This window comes from Nitrospirota bacterium (genome assembly GCA_016214855.1).
Taxonomy (GTDB): domain Bacteria; phylum Nitrospirota; class Thermodesulfovibrionia; order Thermodesulfovibrionales; family UBA6898; genus UBA6898.
Genome location: JACRMT010000013.1, coordinates 20,335 through 38,470 on the forward strand (window position 1 = coordinate 20,335; position 18,136 = coordinate 38,470).

18 protein-coding genes are annotated in these 18,136 nt (G+C 49.5%); 7 read left to right on the forward strand and 11 right to left on the reverse strand.

Translation table 11 applies throughout. The features are described from left to right. Positions 1–119 precede the first annotated feature (119 nt). A complete protein-coding gene (locus HZB62_11790; GenBank protein MBI5075830.1) occupies positions 120–1,988 on the forward strand; it encodes an NAD(P)-binding protein in 1,869 nt (622 codons plus the stop codon). Positions 1,989–2,096: 108 nt separating this feature from the next. On the opposite strand, the gene HZB62_11795 is transcribed toward HZB62_11790, so the two are convergent. The 3 genes from HZB62_11795 to HZB62_11805 all read right to left on the reverse strand — a co-directional run bounded on the left by HZB62_11795 (position 2,097) and on the right by HZB62_11805 (position 4,327). Then, on the reverse strand, positions 2,097–2,444 hold the full coding sequence (locus HZB62_11795; protein MBI5075831.1) for a hypothetical protein: 348 nt from the start codon (positions 2,442–2,444) through the stop codon (positions 2,097–2,099). A gap of 17 nt (positions 2,445–2,461) precedes the next feature. Further along, positions 2,462–3,634 (reverse strand): HupE/UreJ family protein, encoded by a 1,173-nt coding sequence (locus HZB62_11800; protein MBI5075832.1) that lies wholly within the window; start codon positions 3,632–3,634, stop codon positions 2,462–2,464. A 267-nt stretch (positions 3,635–3,901) separates the two neighbouring features. After that, positions 3,902–4,327: a hypothetical protein gene (locus HZB62_11805; GenBank protein ID MBI5075833.1), complete on the reverse strand. Its 426-nt coding sequence runs from the start codon at positions 4,325–4,327 to the stop codon at positions 3,902–3,904. 115 nt (positions 4,328–4,442) lie between these two features. Between HZB62_11805 and HZB62_11810 the strand changes: the two genes are divergently transcribed. The 6 genes from HZB62_11810 to HZB62_11835 all read left to right on the forward strand — a co-directional run bounded on the left by HZB62_11810 (position 4,443) and on the right by HZB62_11835 (position 11,188). Next, a complete protein-coding gene (locus HZB62_11810) occupies positions 4,443–4,853 on the forward strand; it encodes a hypothetical protein (GenBank protein ID MBI5075834.1) in 411 nt (136 codons plus the stop codon). A 71-nt stretch (positions 4,854–4,924) separates the two neighbouring features. Further along, positions 4,925–5,845, forward strand: a complete 921-nt coding sequence (locus tag HZB62_11815) for a fused MFS/spermidine synthase (GenBank protein ID MBI5075835.1) — start codon at positions 4,925–4,927, stop codon at positions 5,843–5,845. 12 nt (positions 5,846–5,857) lie between these two features. Then, positions 5,858–6,463 carry a fused MFS/spermidine synthase gene (locus HZB62_11820; GenBank protein ID MBI5075836.1) on the forward strand — a complete coding sequence of 202 codons (606 nt, stop codon included), beginning with the start codon at positions 5,858–5,860 and terminating at the stop codon, positions 6,461–6,463. A 159-nt stretch (positions 6,464–6,622) separates the two neighbouring features. Further along, the gene (locus HZB62_11825; GenBank protein MBI5075837.1) at positions 6,623–9,496 is read left to right on the forward strand and encodes a PAS domain S-box protein; all 2,874 of its coding nucleotides are present in this window, start codon (positions 6,623–6,625) and stop codon (positions 9,494–9,496) included. 10 nt (positions 9,497–9,506) lie between these two features. Continuing rightward, complete coding sequence (locus HZB62_11830; protein MBI5075838.1) at positions 9,507–10,448, forward strand: ABC transporter substrate-binding protein; 942 nt, start codon at positions 9,507–9,509, stop codon at positions 10,446–10,448. 137 nt (positions 10,449–10,585) lie between these two features. Next, positions 10,586–11,188: a hypothetical protein gene (locus HZB62_11835; GenBank protein MBI5075839.1), complete on the forward strand. Its 603-nt coding sequence runs from the start codon at positions 10,586–10,588 to the stop codon at positions 11,186–11,188. A gap of 57 nt (positions 11,189–11,245) precedes the next feature. Here HZB62_11835 and HZB62_11840 read toward each other — a convergent pair whose 3' ends face one another. The 8 genes from HZB62_11840 to HZB62_11875 form a co-directional block, all read right to left on the reverse strand. Continuing rightward, the gene (locus HZB62_11840; protein ID MBI5075840.1) at positions 11,246–11,632 is read right to left on the reverse strand and encodes a hypothetical protein; all 387 of its coding nucleotides are present in this window, start codon (positions 11,630–11,632) and stop codon (positions 11,246–11,248) included. A gap of 122 nt (positions 11,633–11,754) precedes the next feature. Further along, a complete protein-coding gene (locus HZB62_11845; protein ID MBI5075841.1) occupies positions 11,755–12,642 on the reverse strand; it encodes a nitrous oxide reductase accessory protein NosL in 888 nt (295 codons plus the stop codon). Then, a complete protein-coding gene (locus tag HZB62_11850) occupies positions 12,639–13,193 on the reverse strand; it encodes a nucleotidyltransferase family protein (protein MBI5075842.1) in 555 nt (184 codons plus the stop codon). Before HZB62_11850 ends, HZB62_11845 begins: the two co-directional genes overlap by 4 nt. Then, positions 13,144–14,001, reverse strand: coding sequence for an XdhC family protein (locus HZB62_11855; GenBank protein MBI5075843.1), 858 nt, complete (start codon positions 13,999–14,001; stop codon positions 13,144–13,146). Before HZB62_11855 ends, HZB62_11850 begins: the two co-directional genes overlap by 50 nt. A gap of 91 nt (positions 14,002–14,092) precedes the next feature. Continuing rightward, a complete protein-coding gene (locus tag HZB62_11860; protein MBI5075844.1) occupies positions 14,093–16,255 on the reverse strand; it encodes a xanthine dehydrogenase family protein molybdopterin-binding subunit in 2,163 nt (720 codons plus the stop codon). Then, entirely contained in the window at positions 16,252–16,704 is a 453-nt protein-coding gene (locus tag HZB62_11865; GenBank protein MBI5075845.1) for a (2Fe-2S)-binding protein, read from the reverse strand. Before HZB62_11865 ends, HZB62_11860 begins: the two co-directional genes overlap by 4 nt. A gap of 317 nt (positions 16,705–17,021) precedes the next feature. Further along, positions 17,022–17,675 (reverse strand): cysteine hydrolase, encoded by a 654-nt coding sequence (locus HZB62_11870; GenBank protein MBI5075846.1) that lies wholly within the window; start codon positions 17,673–17,675, stop codon positions 17,022–17,024. Between the two features lie 86 nt (positions 17,676–17,761). Then, entirely contained in the window at positions 17,762–18,073 is a 312-nt protein-coding gene (locus tag HZB62_11875; GenBank protein ID MBI5075847.1) for a hypothetical protein, read from the reverse strand. Positions 18,074–18,136 lie beyond the last annotated feature (63 nt).

An 18,136-nucleotide genomic window follows, 5' to 3' on the forward strand; every position in this document is an offset into this window, starting at 1 on the left:
ATCCCTGCCTGTGAAAATAGAGAAGCACTTACAAAAGAGTTGAGAGGGAAGAGTCATTGCTGGAAGTATTGTTTGATAGGGGTATTTCCTTCGCTACTGTATAATAAAGAAGTGAAATCATGACCATCCACATAACCCGCAGGGATTTTCTTAACGGAACATTGCTTGGCGCAGGTGCTCTTCTGCTCGAACTGCCTGCTCCTTTACGGTTGTTTGCGCAATCCCGGCCAGACTACGGCTTCTCCGGCATAGGCGACTATGCGTCTTCGAATGGTAACACTGCTGCTGTGATCGCTGCATTCAAAGCTATAGAAAATGGGAACTTAACCTCCCCGATTCTGGATGCAATCGATACGGGGGAAACATATGATCTCGTCATAGTGGGAGGAGGTCTGAGCGGCCTGGGAGCTGCATATGAGTTTAATAAGTCCTCTTCCAGGAAGGCAAAATGCCTTATTCTCGAAAATCATCAGATCTTCGGCGGTGCGGCAAAAAGAAATGAGTTCATGGTGCAGGGAGAACGGCTGATAGGACCGCAGGCATCAAATGCCTTTGGCGTCATAGACCGTCCGGGCATCCCTGGATATGATATTTACAGCGGGCTGGGCATACCAACAGAGTTTGATTACGCTGAAATGCCGTCAGGACTGAAGCCCCTGGATTTTGATGCTACAAATTTTGGGTACAGGCTCTGGTTCGATTCAAAGAGTATCGGCCATTATTATGGTGATCTGAAAGAGGGGACTTCTGCCAAATGGTCGGCAGGTTTCTGGGAAAGCGGGCTTGCAGGGACGCCCTATCCTGAAAAGGTCAGAAAAGATTTCCTTCGCTGGCGGAATACTACGGACCGCGAGTATGAGGGTAATGATTACGGCCGCTGGCTCGATAGCATGACCTATAAGGCTTATCTGGAAAAGGTTCTGAAGCTCGATCCGGAAATTACGCGATATGCTGATCCGGTGCTTGCCAGTGTGGTGGGGCTTGGCTGTGACGTTATCAGCGCCTATGCAGCCCGGCAGGTCTCTATGCCGGGGTTCCCTGAATTTCAGGGCCATCGTTCTCTGAAGAACAGTCATTGGCATTCATTCCCCGGCGGCAATGATGGCTTCTCCCGGCATTTTATTAAGGCACTTATCCCGGACGCCATTGAAGGCAGCAGGAGCTTTGCAGATATACACAATGGACGAGTGCACTTTTCCGCTCTGGATCGCGAGAATAACAAGGTGCGTGTAAGGCTTGGTTCTTCCGTTGTCCGGGTTGATCAGGAGAAGACCACTGCAAATGGGAAGACCTCAGTTATCACCTATCTTCGCGACGGAAAACATTACCGCGTTAAGGCGCGCAGTGTTGTAATGGCATGCGGCAGCCGCCTGTCACGGAATGTTATATCCGGCCTGCCGGTCAGTCATGCTGAAGCCTGTGATCAGTTCTATACCTCGCCCATCCTCGTAGCAAATGTGGCACTTACCAACTGGCGTTTTCTTTACCAGTTGGGCTTTACAGCCTGCAAATGGTCCAACGGGTTCGGCTTTGCCTGTAACATCCGCAAACCCATGTATGCCGGCAATTACCGGCCACCGCTCCATCCTGACAAACCCATTGTGCTGACCTTTTACATCTCCTTTCATCAGCCTGGACTGCCGGTTAAAGAGCAGGGAGAAAAGGGGCGGGAAAGACTTCTCGGCACAAGCTATGCCCAGTTCGAGTCTCAGCTGATCGGCCAGATGGAACAGCTCTTTTCAGACGCAGGATTTCATGCGGCTAAAGATGTCGCCGGCATTATTCTGAACAGATGGACCTATGCCTATGTAAATCCGCAGCCGGGCTTCTACTTCGGCAAAGACGGCAAGCCTGCGGCGCGGGACGTCATCCGCAAGGCCGTCGGACGTATTGCCTTTGCTCATGCCGAACTCAACGGACATCAGCACTGGGTTGCTGCGGTGGATGAAGGCAGAAGAGCGGCAAGACAGGCAAGGGAAGGCATGTGAAAAATATGTATCTGAACCTCCCAAAGCTCTGTCTGTTTTCAGACACGAGCTTCAGGAGGCTGTAGGCTAAAGTCGTCAGTATTAATACACGCTCAATATCCCTTGAGACTAATTTCCGGTGTGATTGGCCCCAAGATAATCTCCATACAGGCTGAGAAATACATATAGTTTCTGTTTTGCCGATTCCTTTTCCCTGGGATTGTTAAAAGTAATGACCCACTCGGGATTGTTTTTCAGGGTTTTCTTTTTGACTTCTGCAGGTTGCACCTGAGCCCATGAGGCATCCAGCTTACCGTTTGCAACTATATCAGCAACTAATTTTGTCGCCTGTTCACCAGCCCGGATTTCCGTGATCTCGGTTTTTTGAACATGACCAGCACCTTCGGGGCCATGAGCGTACAATCCGGTTGCTGAAAAGGCTGACAAAAGCACTAAACCAATAATAATTCTATACATAGCTTCCTCCTGATAAATTAGTATATGCTCTCGCGAGTTGTTGGAACTTTCGGGATTTGTATTGATGTGTCATTTTGCAACTTCTTCTCAGCTATAACCTGATAAGTGCCTCTGGTTTGCAATACGATACTAACAGGAGCATGGCTTGTGTTTTTCCAGTACCAACCGATAGTCCCTTCAAAAGGGGCAGTTAGCGAACCATTTGACTGTCTGTTAGTGCCCTGCTTAAAGCTCTCGAAATAGCCCGTTTTATCACCTTTTGGTTCACCGTGAAAATCATAATATAGCTTTTCACCGTCCGTCTTCCACAGGTATTCAAGTGATGCACCTTTCACAAGATGAAATTTATATTCCTTATCGCTTCCTGCCGGAATCGTGATAGTAATTGAATCTTTCCACGCAGATAGTTGAGATTCTTCAGGATTGCCAGCAGCAGCAACCGCTTCAGCAACCACTATTTCTTTAAAAGAGTCTGCACTGGCCGTAAGTTCCTTAGGCTGGCTGCTGTGTGAATAGCCGTGTGTCTGCACCAGGAACAGCAGCAGGCCAGCCATAATCAAAGAGTAATTTGCAATTCTGCTATGAGCACCGAATGACTGGGATTTTCGCCACAATGCCACAAGCGCCAGCATGGCTACAAGCGCGGAAATCTGACCCAGTTCAATGCCGGCATTAAATGAAATAATGTTCATCAACAGACTATCTTTACTCAATGGCAATGCCTGTAATCGGGTGGACAAACCAAAGCCGTGTATCAGACCGAGACCAACGATCATCAGCATCATGTTCGGTGGTTTTATTGCAAAATATTTGCGGAAGCCGTCAAGATTTGCAAAGGCTATATAACACACGCTCAAAGCAATAACCGCATCAATCAGAAAATAGTTTAACTGTATGCCATTGTAGGTGGCATAAATCAGCGTGACACTGTGACCCAGGGTAAAGGCAGACACATACTTCACAATATCACGGAAGTTAGTCAGAAAAAAAATAATACCGAAAACAAACATCAAGTGATCATAGCCACTCAACATATGGGTTGCTCCAATCCACAAATACTTCAGATTGCCGCCCTCTATAATCGCCTGTTTTTCTGCTTCAGACATGCCATGCCCAAAAGCAACTTGCGATAGCAGTGTAAATACGAATATGCCAACCATCAGAGAAATAAACTTTGGTTTTGCTAACATCATGTAATTGACTCCTTAATTATTGATTAGTTTTATTGCCTTGCCAAGCTAATAGTCTTGAGAATGTTCATTCAACAAAAAATAGGAGAATCAAATTTCTCATTAATAGGCCTCTAAATAATTCCGATACTAATTATAAGAACGCCGCAAGATCTCTTGGCGGATATACCGCAGGAAAACAGATTATACGCGTTCTTGAAGGCCGCGTTTTTCAACCCCTTGCCTATAGCGCAGGGGGTGATAAACTCGTTGAGGCCGACTAGGGAACTAAACGATAGGAGGAGAAAGGCCCGATGAATACGAACGAAGTACATCTTGATAAAAGTCAGCGGTTGAGAAAACAAAGCCGATGCCCCGGGACAAAAAATGTTTAAGATGTATCTCGCCGATGGCTGCATGAAACTGCGGGGCAAGAGACGTATCGGTCTGATTATGTCTGGTCGCACGACCTTGGTCGTCCAGGAGAAAATGGATATGGTGATTAACGCTGTTCGCATGATTATTTTCGTGTATCTCGCAGCATTGAATGGCAGATGAAAATGGCAGATGTTCCATGCCATGTCCTGTGTCGCAGGGGATATTATCGGATAGTGCATCAGCAGCGTGGCCGTGGGTGATAGGAATGAGAGCAACAAGGCATAAATAGACGATAAACGTAATATGCCCGAAATTTCTTGTTATTCTTTTTTCCATGTTATAGTTTAACCTCACTTAGTAGCCGAAAGCAAGACGTTCATCACATCCAGATATGGAGGCATTGTTAACAAAAATGTTTCCTAACCTTAAGGAATTTTTGTAAACTAGGAATATGCCGCTCAAGAGTTCACATAGATCAGGATCAACTTTAACGCGGTGTCTCATATTTGTTCTCAGTATTGTTTTTCTTGCACCGCTTTATCACAGCCACGACCACGCCGCCGACCATCACCCGGCGGTCAGCGATGATCATGTTTCACTCGATGCCGGACCGGCACAGGATGACCTGGCCGCAGATCAGCGGCATAGCGATTCGCACCTGCATATCAAACATAATATCGGCAGGACTGATACGACCCTGCGTCTAAAGAACCCTCCATGGAGGCCGGGCTTGTCTACTCTGGCCGAATCGCCTGTCACGACCGAAGACCTTGCAACTACGATAATAATCCGCGCTCAAACCTGTGTTTTCCAATGTAACACTCCCAAGCACCTTTCCGGTCTTTCTCCTCCGGCTGCCTGAACATCAGCACTCGTTCAGATCTCAGATGCCGGCATTACTTTGACCGGCAGAAATGCAACTAAGGAGTCATTATGCTAAGAATATATATTTTATTATCCTTATGTCTTGCGTTATTTCCCCTGAAAGGGTTTGCTCTCGAACCGTCAGAAAAATTGCTCTTTGAGAAGAATTCCCTGTACCAATATATTCAGGTTATTGAGGATACAGTCAAGAAAGAGCGCTATGTGCGAAACCAGAAAAGAGAATTTACGCAAGGTGGTATTTACGTAAATGCTCCGGACAAGCTCCTCCTTGAATTCACACAGATGAGCTTTGTCTCTCTTGCATTTCTGGACAGAGATCCGAAAGACGTGCTTTTCGTCGGCCTCGGTGCCGGCGCCATGCCAAAGTATTTCACCAGCCGTTATCCGGACGCCAGCATTGATATAGCCGAGATAGACCCGGATATGCTGGTTGTTGCACAGAAGTATTTTTACTTCAAAGAGAACGAAAGGATGAAAGTGCATGTCGATGACGGCAGGCTTTTCGTCAAGAGAACAAAGAAAAAATATGACTGGATCATCCTTGACGCATACCAGAATGACTATATACCTTTCCATCTCACAACGCTTGAGTTCCTCAGGGAGGTCAAGAGCAAGCTCAAAGAGAACGGCGTTGTTGTTGCCAATATTACTTCATCTTTTAAAAACAAGTTTTTCGATTCCATGGTCATGACGTACAAGAAGGCATTCCCCCACCTCGCCATTTTCAGGGGGAAGACATCGGGCAATTTCATCTTCGTCGCAACAACGGGCAGTATCATGAAAGACAAAGAGAATGTCGTGGTAAGGGCACGCAAGATTCAGTCTGTCAGGAAATTCGATTTCGATCTTGAGGACTTTGCCACAAGGTGTGAAGCCTGTGAAGCATACGAATGGGAGGGCGCCAAAATCCTGACAGACGACTTTGCGCCGGTAAATCTCTACCAACACCAGAAGTCAGATGCACGATAAGGAGGAGAGGCTATGATAAGATTTGTGGTTTTCATTTGCGGTGCGATCGTCATGTCATTTGAAATTCTGGGCAGCCGGGTACTCGCTCCGAACTTCGGCAGTTCTGTCTTTGTCTGGGGAAGTCTGATCAGCGTCTTTTTAGCCGGTCTCTCTGGCGGATATTATTTGGGCGGGGGACTCGCTGATATCAGTCCTTCTTCCAGAAAACTGAGTTTTATCATAGCCGCCCCTGGCCTCCTCCTGTTGACATTCCCTCTGTACAGCGGACCGATATCAGACTGGATATTCATGAAAGATCTCGGTGTAAGGATGAGCCCCCTGATCGCCTCCTCGGTCCTCTTTCTGGTCCCAGCAGTATTCCTCGGAATCGTGAGCCCCTATACAGCAAAACTTATGATCTGCAGCCTGCATACATCCGGGAAGACTATCGGGACACTTTATGCCCTTTCCACCTTCGGCAGCATCATCGGGACACTGATCACCTCCTTTTATCTGATCACTCTTGCAGGGGTAAATGCTCTCATCATGGGCCAGGGAGTCCTGCTTATCGTCCTGGCGATCCCGCTTTACTTCATGAATATGAGCTGCAAAGTTGGTGAGGATTCAGTGCCGGTTTAATAAGGGCGATTGTGGACACGAATAATCTGGACGACGCAATGCCCTATAAGTCATACTCAGAAGTGCAAAGTGTCTGCTGCAGCAGGCGTCATAACGGAGACATGATAAAGCCGGCAGAGGTTGAGATGGAACCACTGACTGAATGAAATGAAATAATGTATGGAAGCTGAGAAACATTCTATCCTTACAAGAAAATCTCATGTCATTGCGTTAATAACAGCGCTGAGTCTGTTAATCGCCTTTGCAGGGTACTTCTACTACCGCAATGAAGAAAGGACCATACGGCAGGAAAAAGAGAGCGAACTTAAATCTATAGCCGAACTGAAGATAAAGCAGATCTCGGACTGGTATAAAGATGAATTAAATGATGCAGGCGTTATCTCCAGAAATCCGTTCCTTATGGAGGTCGTTCATAAATACCTCAACAGCAATAGCGACAAATCCCACCTCGTTACATACCTTAATCAGATAAAGGCGGAACACGGGTACAGCGATATTATCCTTACAGCAGCAGAGGGAAAACTCCTCTCTTCCTCGGATAAGGCATTGCAACATGTAGAGCCAGCCATTGCAAAGGCTGCCAAGCAGGCTGTAAGGCAGAAATCAGCTGTTTCGACCGACGTCTACAGGGGCTCTGTCCATAATGTAACTCGGATTGATTTTATCTCTCCAATTTCGGACAACAACAATTCAGTAGTTGCTGCGCTGGTGTTCCGTATGGACCCGGATGATTTCCTGTATCCACTCCTCGAATCCTGGCCGACATCGAGCAGAACTTCCGAAACCTATATCGCCCGAAAGGAAGAGGATAGCGTAATAGTATTAAACAAACTGCGGCATCTTGAAACACCTGCCCTTAGCCACAGATACTCTGCAAATGACAGGGAAGCGGCAATCGTAAGAGCTGCTAAAGGATATAAGGGCTTCCTCGATGCCATAGATTACCGCGGCGTCAAGGTGGTCGCATACGCAAGCCCCATTCCAGACACGCCCTGGTTCATGGTTGCCAAGGTAGACAGGACCGAACTTTTTGAAGATCTTTATTTTAGAGTCGGGATTGCGCTTGTCCTTGCTGTCTGCTTAATTCTGCTGGTAGGAGTCAGCCTGTCGTATCTATATAGCAGACGTTCTGAGAAATTACTACGGAAGAGTGAGACTCTATTCAGGAATCTTTTTGAAAACCATACCGCTGTCAAACTGATTCTCGATCCTGATACCGGGGCTATAATTGATGCGAACAATGCAGCAGCCAATTTCTACGGTTGGTCGCGTGAGCAGCTCAAACAGATGAAGATTCAGGATATCAACACGCTTTCGGCAGAGGAAGTCCAACGGGATATGAAAAAGGCCGGAACCCTGGAGCAGACGTCCTTTGAATTCCGTCACAGGAAGGCCGACGGATCCATCCGCAATGTTGAGGTGTTCAGCAGCCAAATAGTGGCAAACGGGAAAAACCTCCTCCATTCCATTATCCACGACATCACTGACCGCAAACAGGCGGAAGAGCGGCTCTCCCAAAGCGAAGCAGAATTCCGCAGGCTCTCGCAGGAATTCAACGGACTGCTCGATGCTATCCCGGACATACTCCTGCTTCTTGATAAAAACTTGAAAGTTCTCTGGGCCAATAGAGCCGCAGCTGAAAGCATCGGCGAGAAGCCGGAAGCGCTTGCAGGCAGGTTCTGTCATACCCTATGGTACGGGCGCGCTACTCCCTGTGAGCCCTGTCCGGTCGCAGAGAGCTTGCTCTCCGGAAAGCGCAGAAACGCAACTGTTACGAGGCCTGATGGCCGCATTTGGGACGTTCGGACCGTTCCGCTGACTGATGAACAGGGGCGAATTACCAATGTTATAGAAGTTGAACGCGATATCACCGTACATCGCCAGATGGAAGACCAGCTCAGACATTCCCAGAAGCTCGAAGGCGTTGGACAGCTTGCAGGAGGTATTGCCCATGACTTTAATAATGTGCTTACAGCAGTAGTCGGCTTTGCCGGACTGCTTCAGGTGAAGATGGACATGTCCGATCCCCTCAGGCACTATGCGGATGAGATCATGGCAGCAGGCCAGCGCGGCGCTTCGCTTACGCACCAGATCCTTGCATTCAGCAGAAAGCAGGTGCTCGACATGAAACCTGTTAATCTGAATGAGATTATCAGAAACCTCGAAAAGATGCTGCACCGGCTCCTCAGGGAAGACATCCGCATTGAATTAAATCTCTTCAGCAAAGACCTTCCTATCTTTGCAGACGCAAGCCAGATAGACCAGGTTATGATAAATCTCGCTACAAATGCCCGCGACGCCATGCCTGACGGCGGCAAACTCAGTATCGCGACAGAGCCATTTGAAATGGATAGAGAGTATAGCGAAATGCATGGATACGGCAGCCCCGGCAAATATGCCTTGCTGACGATTTCGGACAGTGGCTGTGGCATGGACCCTGAGACAAAGTCACGCATATTCGAGCCCTTCTTCACCACAAAGGAAGTGGGCAAAGGAACAGGGCTTGGTCTCGCTGTTGTTCATGGGATAGTAAAACAGCATAACGGCTATATCAATATATATAGCGAAGTCAGAAATGGAACTATCTTTAAAATCTATCTGCCGCTGACTGAATATGCGGCTAAAGAGACAAAAGAAGAAACTGAAGACCAAATCAGGGGCGGAACCGAAACGATCCTGATCGCCGAAGATGACGCCTCCCTCAGAACACTCTCCAGAACGGTGCTGAGTCACTATGGGTACAAAGTGCTCGACGCTGTTGACGGAGATGACGCAGTAATTAAATTCAGCAGGGACAAGGAGTCTATTAAACTGGTTATACTCGACGGCATAATGCCTAATAAAAACGGCAGGGAGGCGTTTGACGAAATTCTCAAACTCTGCCCTGACATGAAAGCCATTTTTATGAGCGGCTATGCAGAGGATATTTTTACCCATGACGGCATACCGGACACAACTGCAGTCTTCATCCAAAAACCGGTGACGCCCGATAAACTGCTCCGGACGGTGCGTGCAGTGCTGGACGGACAATAACCGGCTCCCTATGACCTTCCGCATCGGCCATCTATCGACTTTCTATCACACTGCCATGCTTCTTATGGCTGACAAAGGCCTCTGTTCCGGTATCGGCGCTGATATCGAATGGAAGCTTTTCGGCACAGGCCCTGCTATCGTGAATGCCTTTGAGAAAAAGGAGATCGACCTTGCATACATCGGTCTGCCTCCGGCAATCATCGGTATTGAGCGCGGCGTGCAGATCGTCTGCATTTCAGGCGGGCATGTAGAAGGCACGGTCTTCTGCGGTAAGGCTCAATACCGCGGCTATCCTGAGATCAGGGAATTGGACGATATCCTGAAGCAGTTCAAAGGCATGACGATCGGTGTACCGGGTAAAGGCTCCATACATGATGTGATACTCCAGGACAGCCTAAGAAAAGCAGGGCTTGCTGGTGATATTGAGGTCAGAAATTTTCCGTGGGCAGATATGGTCACCGAGGCGATGGTCAGGGATGAGGTGGCTGCTGCATTCGGCACTCCTGCCCTTGCTGTTTCCGTAAAGCACTATGCAGGCGGAAAGCTCCTCTATCCTGCTTCAAAGCTCTGGCCGAATAATCCGAGCTACGGCATTGTCATTGATAAACAATTCCTTGCCGGCAACCCGAGCCTTACAGAACAGTTCCTCCTTGCCCACGAGAAGGCAGCTGCATTGTTAAGGAATAAGCCGTCACAGGCGGCAGAGATCATAGCGTCCCATGTCGGTTTTATTGAGCCCGGTTTTGTGCTCGAAACTCTGAGGGTTTCGCCGAAATACTGCGCTCAGCTTTCTGATGGGTATCTTGCATGCACCATGGATTTTGTGAAGACCCTGAAAGACCTTGCATATATCAGACGTCTGCTGATACCTGAGGAGATCTTCGACCGATCGCTTATAAGCAGGGTCCATCCGGAAAAACATCATTATGATGACGGCATTCGTATATACTGAATATGCAGCAGTAGTGACTATTCAGCAATCCCTTCCCTTACCAAGGGGAGGCCAGGTGGGGTTATGCTTATTTGTCGTAACCTCCCCAATCCCTCCTTGGTAAGGAGGGGTTAAAACATAATTCAAGGAGACGCCTTATGTCAGATAGTGAAAAACCGTTACCAAAACCGCCGAAGACACCCTTTGGGAAAAAGCGGATGAGCGAAGAAGAACAGGAGGGACAGGCCCCTCTGATGGCAGACCAGATGGCAATGGCTGCAGCAACCGGAAATCTCGACCGGTTCATGCAGCAGAATATCCCTGACAATGAGCATGCGCGCAAACTGGCCATGATGATGATGGGTATGACCGGTATGATGCCGCCCGGAGCCTTTCCCGGAAAGAGCGCAGAGGCTATGCAGCCGCCTCCTGCGGCAGCACAGCCGGAGCAGTCAGGAGAAGCAGCGCCCGAAACAGAGGTTCCTGAGGATGTGAGGCAGGCGATCATGTCAGGCAATATGGAGGAACTGAAAGGACTGCTGATCCGTGAGCATCAGAGGCGAACCGGCTCAATCATCTCAGAAGTTCCTCCTGCTCCAGAGGCAGAGGCTGGATTCAATACAGCGCCTTCAGGCATCGAAAAAGAGATATTGGACGAAATGATCAGGATCGCCGCGGCCAACAGCGTCACTCTTGACTGGCTCATCATGAGGGCATTGAAGGTCTTCATCCAGGAGTATCAGAAAACCGGCAGGCTTTAAATACAGAGAGGACAGGAACTATCCTGTCCTCTCTGTGCTGAAACTTGAATCCGTCTCTTAGATCTTCTTCATCTCGTTCTTGCAGGTACATTTGCCAGGGTTCTGGCTTATCGTGTCGCATTTGCACTCAGGCCCGCATGCACATGCATACTTGCCGGTTGCCTTGAAGGCCCGCTCTTTTTCCCACTTTTCTGCCTTGAGCATTACCTTTTCACCGTCAATCTTTGTCACCTTTGCCTTGACCATCTCCTTGTCGCAGGTGCAGTTGCCGGCATTTCTGGACATGGTCTTGCACGTGCAGCTGTCGCCGCAGTTGCAGGCAAATATCTCATCGCCGACCTTCAGATCCATCTTTGCCTTTGCAGCAGCAAAAGAGAGTGCAACAAAAGCCGCCATCACCATCACCATCACCATTACCATTGCCATAAGAATCAGCTTCTTCATCGTCTATCACCTCCTTTCTCCGTCAACCCTAAACTTATGATTATCAGGCTGTATCTAAAATCTATTGCATTTCGTCAAAACTGTCAAGAAGAACTTTTCCTCTTGTCTGACGGTCAGCACTGCTATTTCAGGATCTCCCACATATCTTCAAAAGCTGCCTGAAGTGCAACGTCAAAGCTCCCGACAGCCCCGCCATGAGCCCTGACAAATTCTTCTGCGTCCTTTCTCATTTCAAAGGCCCACTTGCCCCGTATGGACATAACACCCTGCCTGTCGCCGCCGATCACCCAAAAGGCCTTCCTGGCATTGATCAGCTTTTTTGTCCCATAATCTCCTGCACCGATAAAACCCGCTGGCACGCCATAATTCAGTGCAAGATCTATTGCAGTGCAGTGGATGCTGCAGGTCCCGGTTTCGCCCGGTCCTTTCTTCTGCACGACAAGCATTCTGCTGAAATCGAATTTTCTCCTGTCCATACCGCAGTATTTACAGTCAGGATGGACCTGTATGTCGTTCTTTTTTGAATAGGCTGCATGTTTTCTGCCCTGCGGCATGGTCACGTCACCGGCCATATCGCTGAATACAGTCTTCATCGCCTCGTCATAAGAAGCCAGCTTGCCGCCATGTTCCGCGATGAATTTTTCAGCGGCAGTCCTCTCCGCAAACGCCCACTTTGCGCGCCTTGACATAATGCCTGTCCTGCCCCCTCCGATAACCCAGACCGCCTTCCCGGCATCAACAAGTTTTCCTGTAGCATAGTCAGCCACCATCATGCCGGTTATCGTCTTTTCCCTGTGTGCAGCCATATCCACAGCCGTACAGCGAATACTGCATGTCCCGCCCTTTGAGCCGCCGTCGTAAGCAAGCAGCATGCGGCCCATCAGATGCTTCTGCCTGTCCATACCGCAAATCAGACAGGCGGGATACTCCTTCAGATCATCGGGATGATTGTCGTTAACTGCAGCGATAAGGAGGCTGGCGATGCACAGAAGAAGCACGATCTTTCTCATTCATGTTCCTTTCGCAGGGCATATTCCCAAAGGATCAGGTCATAGTCTTCAGGCGTGTCCATATCAAGCACGACACCCCGGTCCTCTACTGACAGATAGTCTATTAATGAGTCGTGACTGCTGACGATATCCCTCAGGTTTCTTTTTTCGAATATCTCCTGAATGATCACGTGCGGAAAAAGCGTAGGATGTCCCCGTCGTCTGTTATAGCTTGGAATAATTATGGCCTCCAGATTTTTCTGATGCCTGGCAAGCAGCGCTTTTATTGTATCAGGCAGAACAAGGGGATGATCAACAGGAAAGACCAGGACAGAAGATGCTCTGTCTTTCAGTGCATTCAGGCCAACCCGAACTGACGCTGCCATGTCACTGCCCGTGTCAGGATTCCTCGCCAGCGTTACAGGCAGATATCCGATCGCAGCAGATACTTCGTCTCCATGCCGACCGGTCACCACAACAATGTCAGTGACTCCTGCAGAAAGAATGGTATTGATACAGTGCTCAATTGCTGTGAGACTGCCCAGGGGAAGGAGCTGCTTCAACTGCTCCATTCTCCTGGCCGAGCCTGCTGCAAGAAGAACGGCTGATACCTGATGCTGCATTCTCCCTCCTCTTCCCGATGATCTGGGCCATGATGCTGATCGCGATCTCCTCAGGCGTAACCGAGTTGATCGGGAGGCCTACGGGTATATGCACCCTGCTGATCTGGTCCTCGGAAAAACCTGCCTCTGACAGCGCCTTGAAGAGCAGCGCTTTTTTCCTTCTGCTGCCGAGCAGACCGATATAACGGGCTGTCGTCCTGAGCGCTGCGATGACTGCGTCAAGATCATGGTTATGCCCGCGCGTTGCAACAACGATATAGGCATTGTCAGGAACGATCATACGGTAAAACATGCCGGGAAAATCATTGACCACGATGTCATGAGCATCAGGCAGGTTCTCAGGATTGGCATATTCAGGACGGTCATCACAGGCCATCACACGGAAACCGCTGAACCGCGCAGCCTTTGTGAGCGCCTTACCCACATGACCGGCACCCAGAATGATCAGGGTTGGGTCAGGGATGACAGGATCGATGAAGACCGAAACCCTGCCGCCGCAGACAAGGCCGCCCTGCTTCTCGGTCAGGTCAAAGGGCAGGGTCACTGACTGTTCATCTCGGATTGCCATAAGCGCAGCCTGTACAACCTCAGCCTCAAGACAGCCGCCGCCCAAGGTTCCGACGATCGTGCCGTCATCACGGATCAGCATCTTTGAACCGGTCTTCTGCGGCGCAGACCCCGCAGACTGCACGATCGTTGCAAGCGCAGACGACCTGCCTTCTTTCTTCAGCCTCAAAAGTTCTTCGTATAGTTCCATAAAATACCCTCGCACATGTTTTTAACCCCACCTACCCTCCCCTTGCTAAGGAGAGGGATCAAGACCAACGACCTCATTACATTTTCTACCCCTAACCTTTCAATGCCTGCATCACCGCCTCAGGGGTCATCGGCAGGGTTCGCATTCTCACCCCTGCGATATTAAACAGGGCATTCGCAACCGCTGGTGCCACAGGCGGCACACCCGGCTCTCCAATGCCACCCAGTTTACCGTTGCTCTTCACGATATGGACCTCAATCTCAGGCGTCTCGCTCATGGTCAGAAGCGGGTATGTATCAAAGTTCTCAGTCTTGACCCCACCCTCTGCAAATTCTATCTTCTCTTTCAGCGCAGACGAAAGCCCCATCACAATACCGCCCATCATCTGGGCCTTCACGGTATCCGGATTCACCACATTGCCGCAATCAACAGCGCATACAACCTTGTGGACCTTAATTGTGCCGTCTTTTTTATTCACGGATATATCCGCGACCTGAGCAACATAACTGTCAAAGGAAAGGTGATAGGCTATGCCCCTGCCCATGCCTTTCTTGAGCGGCTTTCCCCAGCCCGCCTTTTCCGCAGCCACCTCAAGAACCTTTTGTGCCCTTGGGTGCTTCCTGAGAAGGTCCAAGCGGAACTTGAGAGGGTCTTTCTTTGCCAGATGGGCCATCTCATCAATAAAGCTCTCGACCGTAAAGGCATTATGCGAGCTTCCTACCGAGCGCCAGAAGCCGACCGGCACAGGAGTATCGATCCTCACATATTCGACCGAGATGTTCGGGATATCGTATTCCATATTGCTCAGGCCTTCTACCGCTGCATTGTCTATGCCGTTCTTCACCGTAGCAGGAAACACCCGTGCGAAGATCGAAGGGCAGACGATCTTGTGTGACCATGCGGTGAGCTTGCCCTTTTCATCCAGGCCGCCCTGTATGCGGGACAGGGTGCCGGGTCTGAAATAGTCGTGATGGAAATCATCTTCACGTGTCCATATCACCTTGACCGGTTTACTAACAGCCTTTGATATCTGGACCGCCTCTTCCACAAAGTCCTGCTCGAACCGCCTGCCAAAGCCTCCGCCAAGATAGGTGGTATGGACATGGATCTGTTCAGGCTTCAGTCCGGTGATCTTCTGCGCTGTCGAGAGCGTACCGGTCTGGTTCTGTGTCGGAGCCCAGATATCACATCTGTCCTTCTGCACAAAGGCTGTGCAGTTCATCGGCTCCATGGTCGCATGACTGAGATACGGCAGAGAATATGCAGCATCGATCTTCGCGGCTGCCGCAGCATATGCCTTCTGCGAATCGCCATCCTTGCGGGCGATAACGCCGTCCTTGCCGAGATGACTTTGAAAGTCCCTCGCAAGACTTTCGGTTGACAGTGCCTCATCCGTGCCCTTGTCCCAGACAATATGTATGGCAGCCCTGCCCTTCAGCGCAGCATCGAAGGTCTCGGCGCAGACCGCAACTCCCCGGTCAATCCGAACCACCTCTTTTACCCCTTTGATCTTCGTCGCAATGGCAGAACCATGCACAGCCTGCGCCTTTGCACCAAATATCGGGGGACGCAGCACAACAGCAACGAGCATATCAGGCACCGTAACATCCAGACCGAAAATGGCAGAGCCATCTGTTTTTTCCACGATATCGAGCCTCGGCATGGTCTTTCCGATAAACCTGAGCTCTGAATCTTTTTTCAGGCGCGGCTCTTTTGGCACAGGAATAACGGATGCCGCTTTGCTGAGTCTGCCGTATGAAAGCGTGCGCTTGCTTGATACATGCTTCACCTTGCCTGCAACAGCTTCACATTCTTTTGCAGGGACCTTCCAGGTCTCGGCCGCAGCAGCAACAAGCATCTCCCTTGCGGCAGCGCCTGCCTTTCTGAGGGGCTCATACATATGCCTGATGCTTGAACTTCCGCCTGTTGCCTGAGCTCCCCAGACAGGGTCTTTATAACCGTCAGCAGCAGGAGCGACTTCGAACTTCACCTTTTTCCAGTCAGCCTCCAGTTCATCGGCAACGATCATAGGAATGGAGGTGTAAATACCCTGCCCCATCTCGGACTTATTCACAATGACCACAACCGTGTCGTCAGGCATTATCCGCAGCCAGATGCTGGGGCTGAAACCCTTTGCCGCGGCGTCTTCCGCCTCTTTTGCGGAAAGGATATGGTATCCGGAAGGTGTGATCGCGATCGCAAGGGTAAAACCGGCAATTTTAAGAAACTCCCGCCGTGTGATGGATGAGCTCATTTTCCACCCTCCTTTGCCGCGACCTTGATCGCAGTCTTGATCCTCGGGTACGTGCCGCAGCGGCAGAGATTGCCGTCCATAGCCTTTATGATCTTTGCCTCGGAAAGATTCTTGCCCTGGGACAGGAGCTCCGCCGCCTGCATGATCTGGCCGGGCTGGCAGAACCCGCACTGGGCGACCTGCTCCTTTACCCATGCTTTTTTGAGAGGATGGCCTTCAGGCACGCCTTCGATCGTTGTGATGCTTTTGCCCTGCGCCTCGCCTGCTGATGTCTGGCAGGACCTTACTGCCTTTCCGTCCAGATGGACAGTGCAGGAGCCGCAGAGACCTTTGCCGCAGCTGTATTTGGTCCCTGTCAGTTTGAGGTGTTCCCTGATCACCCATACCAGCGGCACGTCAGGGCTTATGTCCAGTGAATGCATTTTCCCGTTGACCTTAAGAGATATCATTGTCTCCTCCTGTAATGGAAAGCGTAGCTTATGAAATTCGTTGCGGATCGTTTATCGGCTGCTAAGCAAATGCTACCCCATGATAAGGGGACTGTCAATCGGAAATTTGGGATTATGAAGCATCTAAAATAATGCAGGCATTGATGTATAAATCCCTCCTGCCCTCCCTTTGCCAAAGGGAGGCAATTACCCCTCTTTGGCAAAGAGGGGTGAGGGGAGATTTTATGAATAATGCATATTCATTAATGAGATGCTCACTATAAAATAAGCCTGACTGAACAGAAAAAACGACGAAAACGAATTTTTATCTCAGACGTTCAGACTTCGCTGATCAGTTCTTCGCTCGTAATAACCCCAATGCCTTTGCGTCTGTATCGCTCTATGACATTTGCCATCTTCTTGCGTGACAGGACAGCGTCCTCGACAACAGTCACCTTGTACCCGCGGTTCAGAGCACCGAGGGCCGTGTAATAGACGCAGTACGCAGCATCGACTCCCACAAGGTAGAGTTCATTAACGTGGTTATCGATCAGGAACTGCTCGAACTGCCTGGACGAAAATGCATCAGTTCTGTTCTTCTCGAAATCGTTTTCATTGATCTTCTTTATCCTGCGGTCGATAATGACCTTTCCCTGCCTCCTGCCACCATGAAGCCGCACGAACAGGTTATTGCTGAAGACCTGCCTGATATATGCCACCTCCATGCCCGACTCCGCAGCCTTGTCTATGAGAGAGTTGACGATGAAGAGCATGCCGCCCGTCGGCGGTCTCGTGACCGGCTGTCTGGTAGTTGTTCCCACATAGCCTTCCTGAATGTCCAACACTACCAGCGCCTTCCGCGGCTCAGGATACGCAGCTATCTTCCTTCCCCTCGTGGCCATGAACATACTACGGAGCATCATTAAGCCAGCTGCAAGAGCAATGGCAATGATTACCACAAGGGCCATGACTGCAAAGAATTTTATGGACATGGATTAAATCTCCTAATAGCTATGAAGGGAAGAGAACGATTCGGCTGACCCGCCGGGGTTAGACATTTATGGATTATTACCCATTATTATTTCCATTTTCGAGGGCTTAGTTCGCCTGAAATAAATAACGTCAGAAGTGCACCTAACCCTACACCCCCAAAGAAAGTTTTGAAATGGCTAATTTTGTATAAGGTTCCTGTATCGAGACTCGAACCGAAGCCAAGCCGAACAAAAAATAACAGCCCGCCGATAATAGCTGATAAACCGGTGATGAAAAGCGCCGTTAATACCCATCGAGGTCTTTCATAATTTTTTAATCTCGGGACGATGGCAAGAGCTAACCCTCCTATAATCTTTATTATTGCAGAGACAATTTCACCTATTGACCAAGTATCCATAGTTTATTATCACCAAAAATAATTATATACTGGTAATGGCTCTTCGTTATGGATCATGTCGTC

Excerpts from the sequence above, each read along its gene's own strand:
- HZB62_11790 (MBI5075830.1), top strand. The coding sequence starts at position 120 with ATGACCATCCACATAACCCGCAGGGATTTTCTTAACGGAACATTGCTT.
- HZB62_11795 (MBI5075831.1), bottom strand. The coding sequence starts at position 2,444 with ATGTATAGAATTATTATTGGTTTAGTGCTTTTGTCAGCCTTTTCAGCA.
- HZB62_11800 (MBI5075832.1), bottom strand. The coding sequence starts at position 3,634 with ATGTTAGCAAAACCAAAGTTTATTTCTCTGATGGTTGGCATATTCGTA.
- HZB62_11805 (MBI5075833.1), bottom strand. The coding sequence starts at position 4,327 with ATGGAAAAAAGAATAACAAGAAATTTCGGGCATATTACGTTTATCGTC.
- HZB62_11810 (MBI5075834.1), top strand. The coding sequence starts at position 4,443 with ATGCCGCTCAAGAGTTCACATAGATCAGGATCAACTTTAACGCGGTGT.
- HZB62_11815 (MBI5075835.1), top strand. The coding sequence starts at position 4,925 with ATGCTAAGAATATATATTTTATTATCCTTATGTCTTGCGTTATTTCCC.
- HZB62_11820 (MBI5075836.1), top strand. The coding sequence starts at position 5,858 with ATGATAAGATTTGTGGTTTTCATTTGCGGTGCGATCGTCATGTCATTT.
- HZB62_11825 (MBI5075837.1), top strand. The coding sequence starts at position 6,623 with ATGGAAGCTGAGAAACATTCTATCCTTACAAGAAAATCTCATGTCATT.
- HZB62_11830 (MBI5075838.1), top strand. The coding sequence starts at position 9,507 with ATGACCTTCCGCATCGGCCATCTATCGACTTTCTATCACACTGCCATG.
- HZB62_11835 (MBI5075839.1), top strand. The coding sequence starts at position 10,586 with ATGTCAGATAGTGAAAAACCGTTACCAAAACCGCCGAAGACACCCTTT.
- HZB62_11840 (MBI5075840.1), bottom strand. The coding sequence starts at position 11,632 with ATGAAGAAGCTGATTCTTATGGCAATGGTAATGGTGATGGTGATGGTG.
- HZB62_11845 (MBI5075841.1), bottom strand. The coding sequence starts at position 12,642 with ATGAGAAAGATCGTGCTTCTTCTGTGCATCGCCAGCCTCCTTATCGCT.
- HZB62_11850 (MBI5075842.1), bottom strand. The coding sequence starts at position 13,193 with ATGGAGCAGTTGAAGCAGCTCCTTCCCCTGGGCAGTCTCACAGCAATT.
- HZB62_11855 (MBI5075843.1), bottom strand. The coding sequence starts at position 14,001 with ATGGAACTATACGAAGAACTTTTGAGGCTGAAGAAAGAAGGCAGGTCG.
- HZB62_11860 (MBI5075844.1), bottom strand. The coding sequence starts at position 16,255 with ATGAGCTCATCCATCACACGGCGGGAGTTTCTTAAAATTGCCGGTTTT.
- HZB62_11865 (MBI5075845.1), bottom strand. The coding sequence starts at position 16,704 with ATGATATCTCTTAAGGTCAACGGGAAAATGCATTCACTGGACATAAGC.
- HZB62_11870 (MBI5075846.1), bottom strand. The coding sequence starts at position 17,675 with ATGTCCATAAAATTCTTTGCAGTCATGGCCCTTGTGGTAATCATTGCC.
- HZB62_11875 (MBI5075847.1), bottom strand. The coding sequence starts at position 18,073 with ATGGATACTTGGTCAATAGGTGAAATTGTCTCTGCAATAATAAAGATT.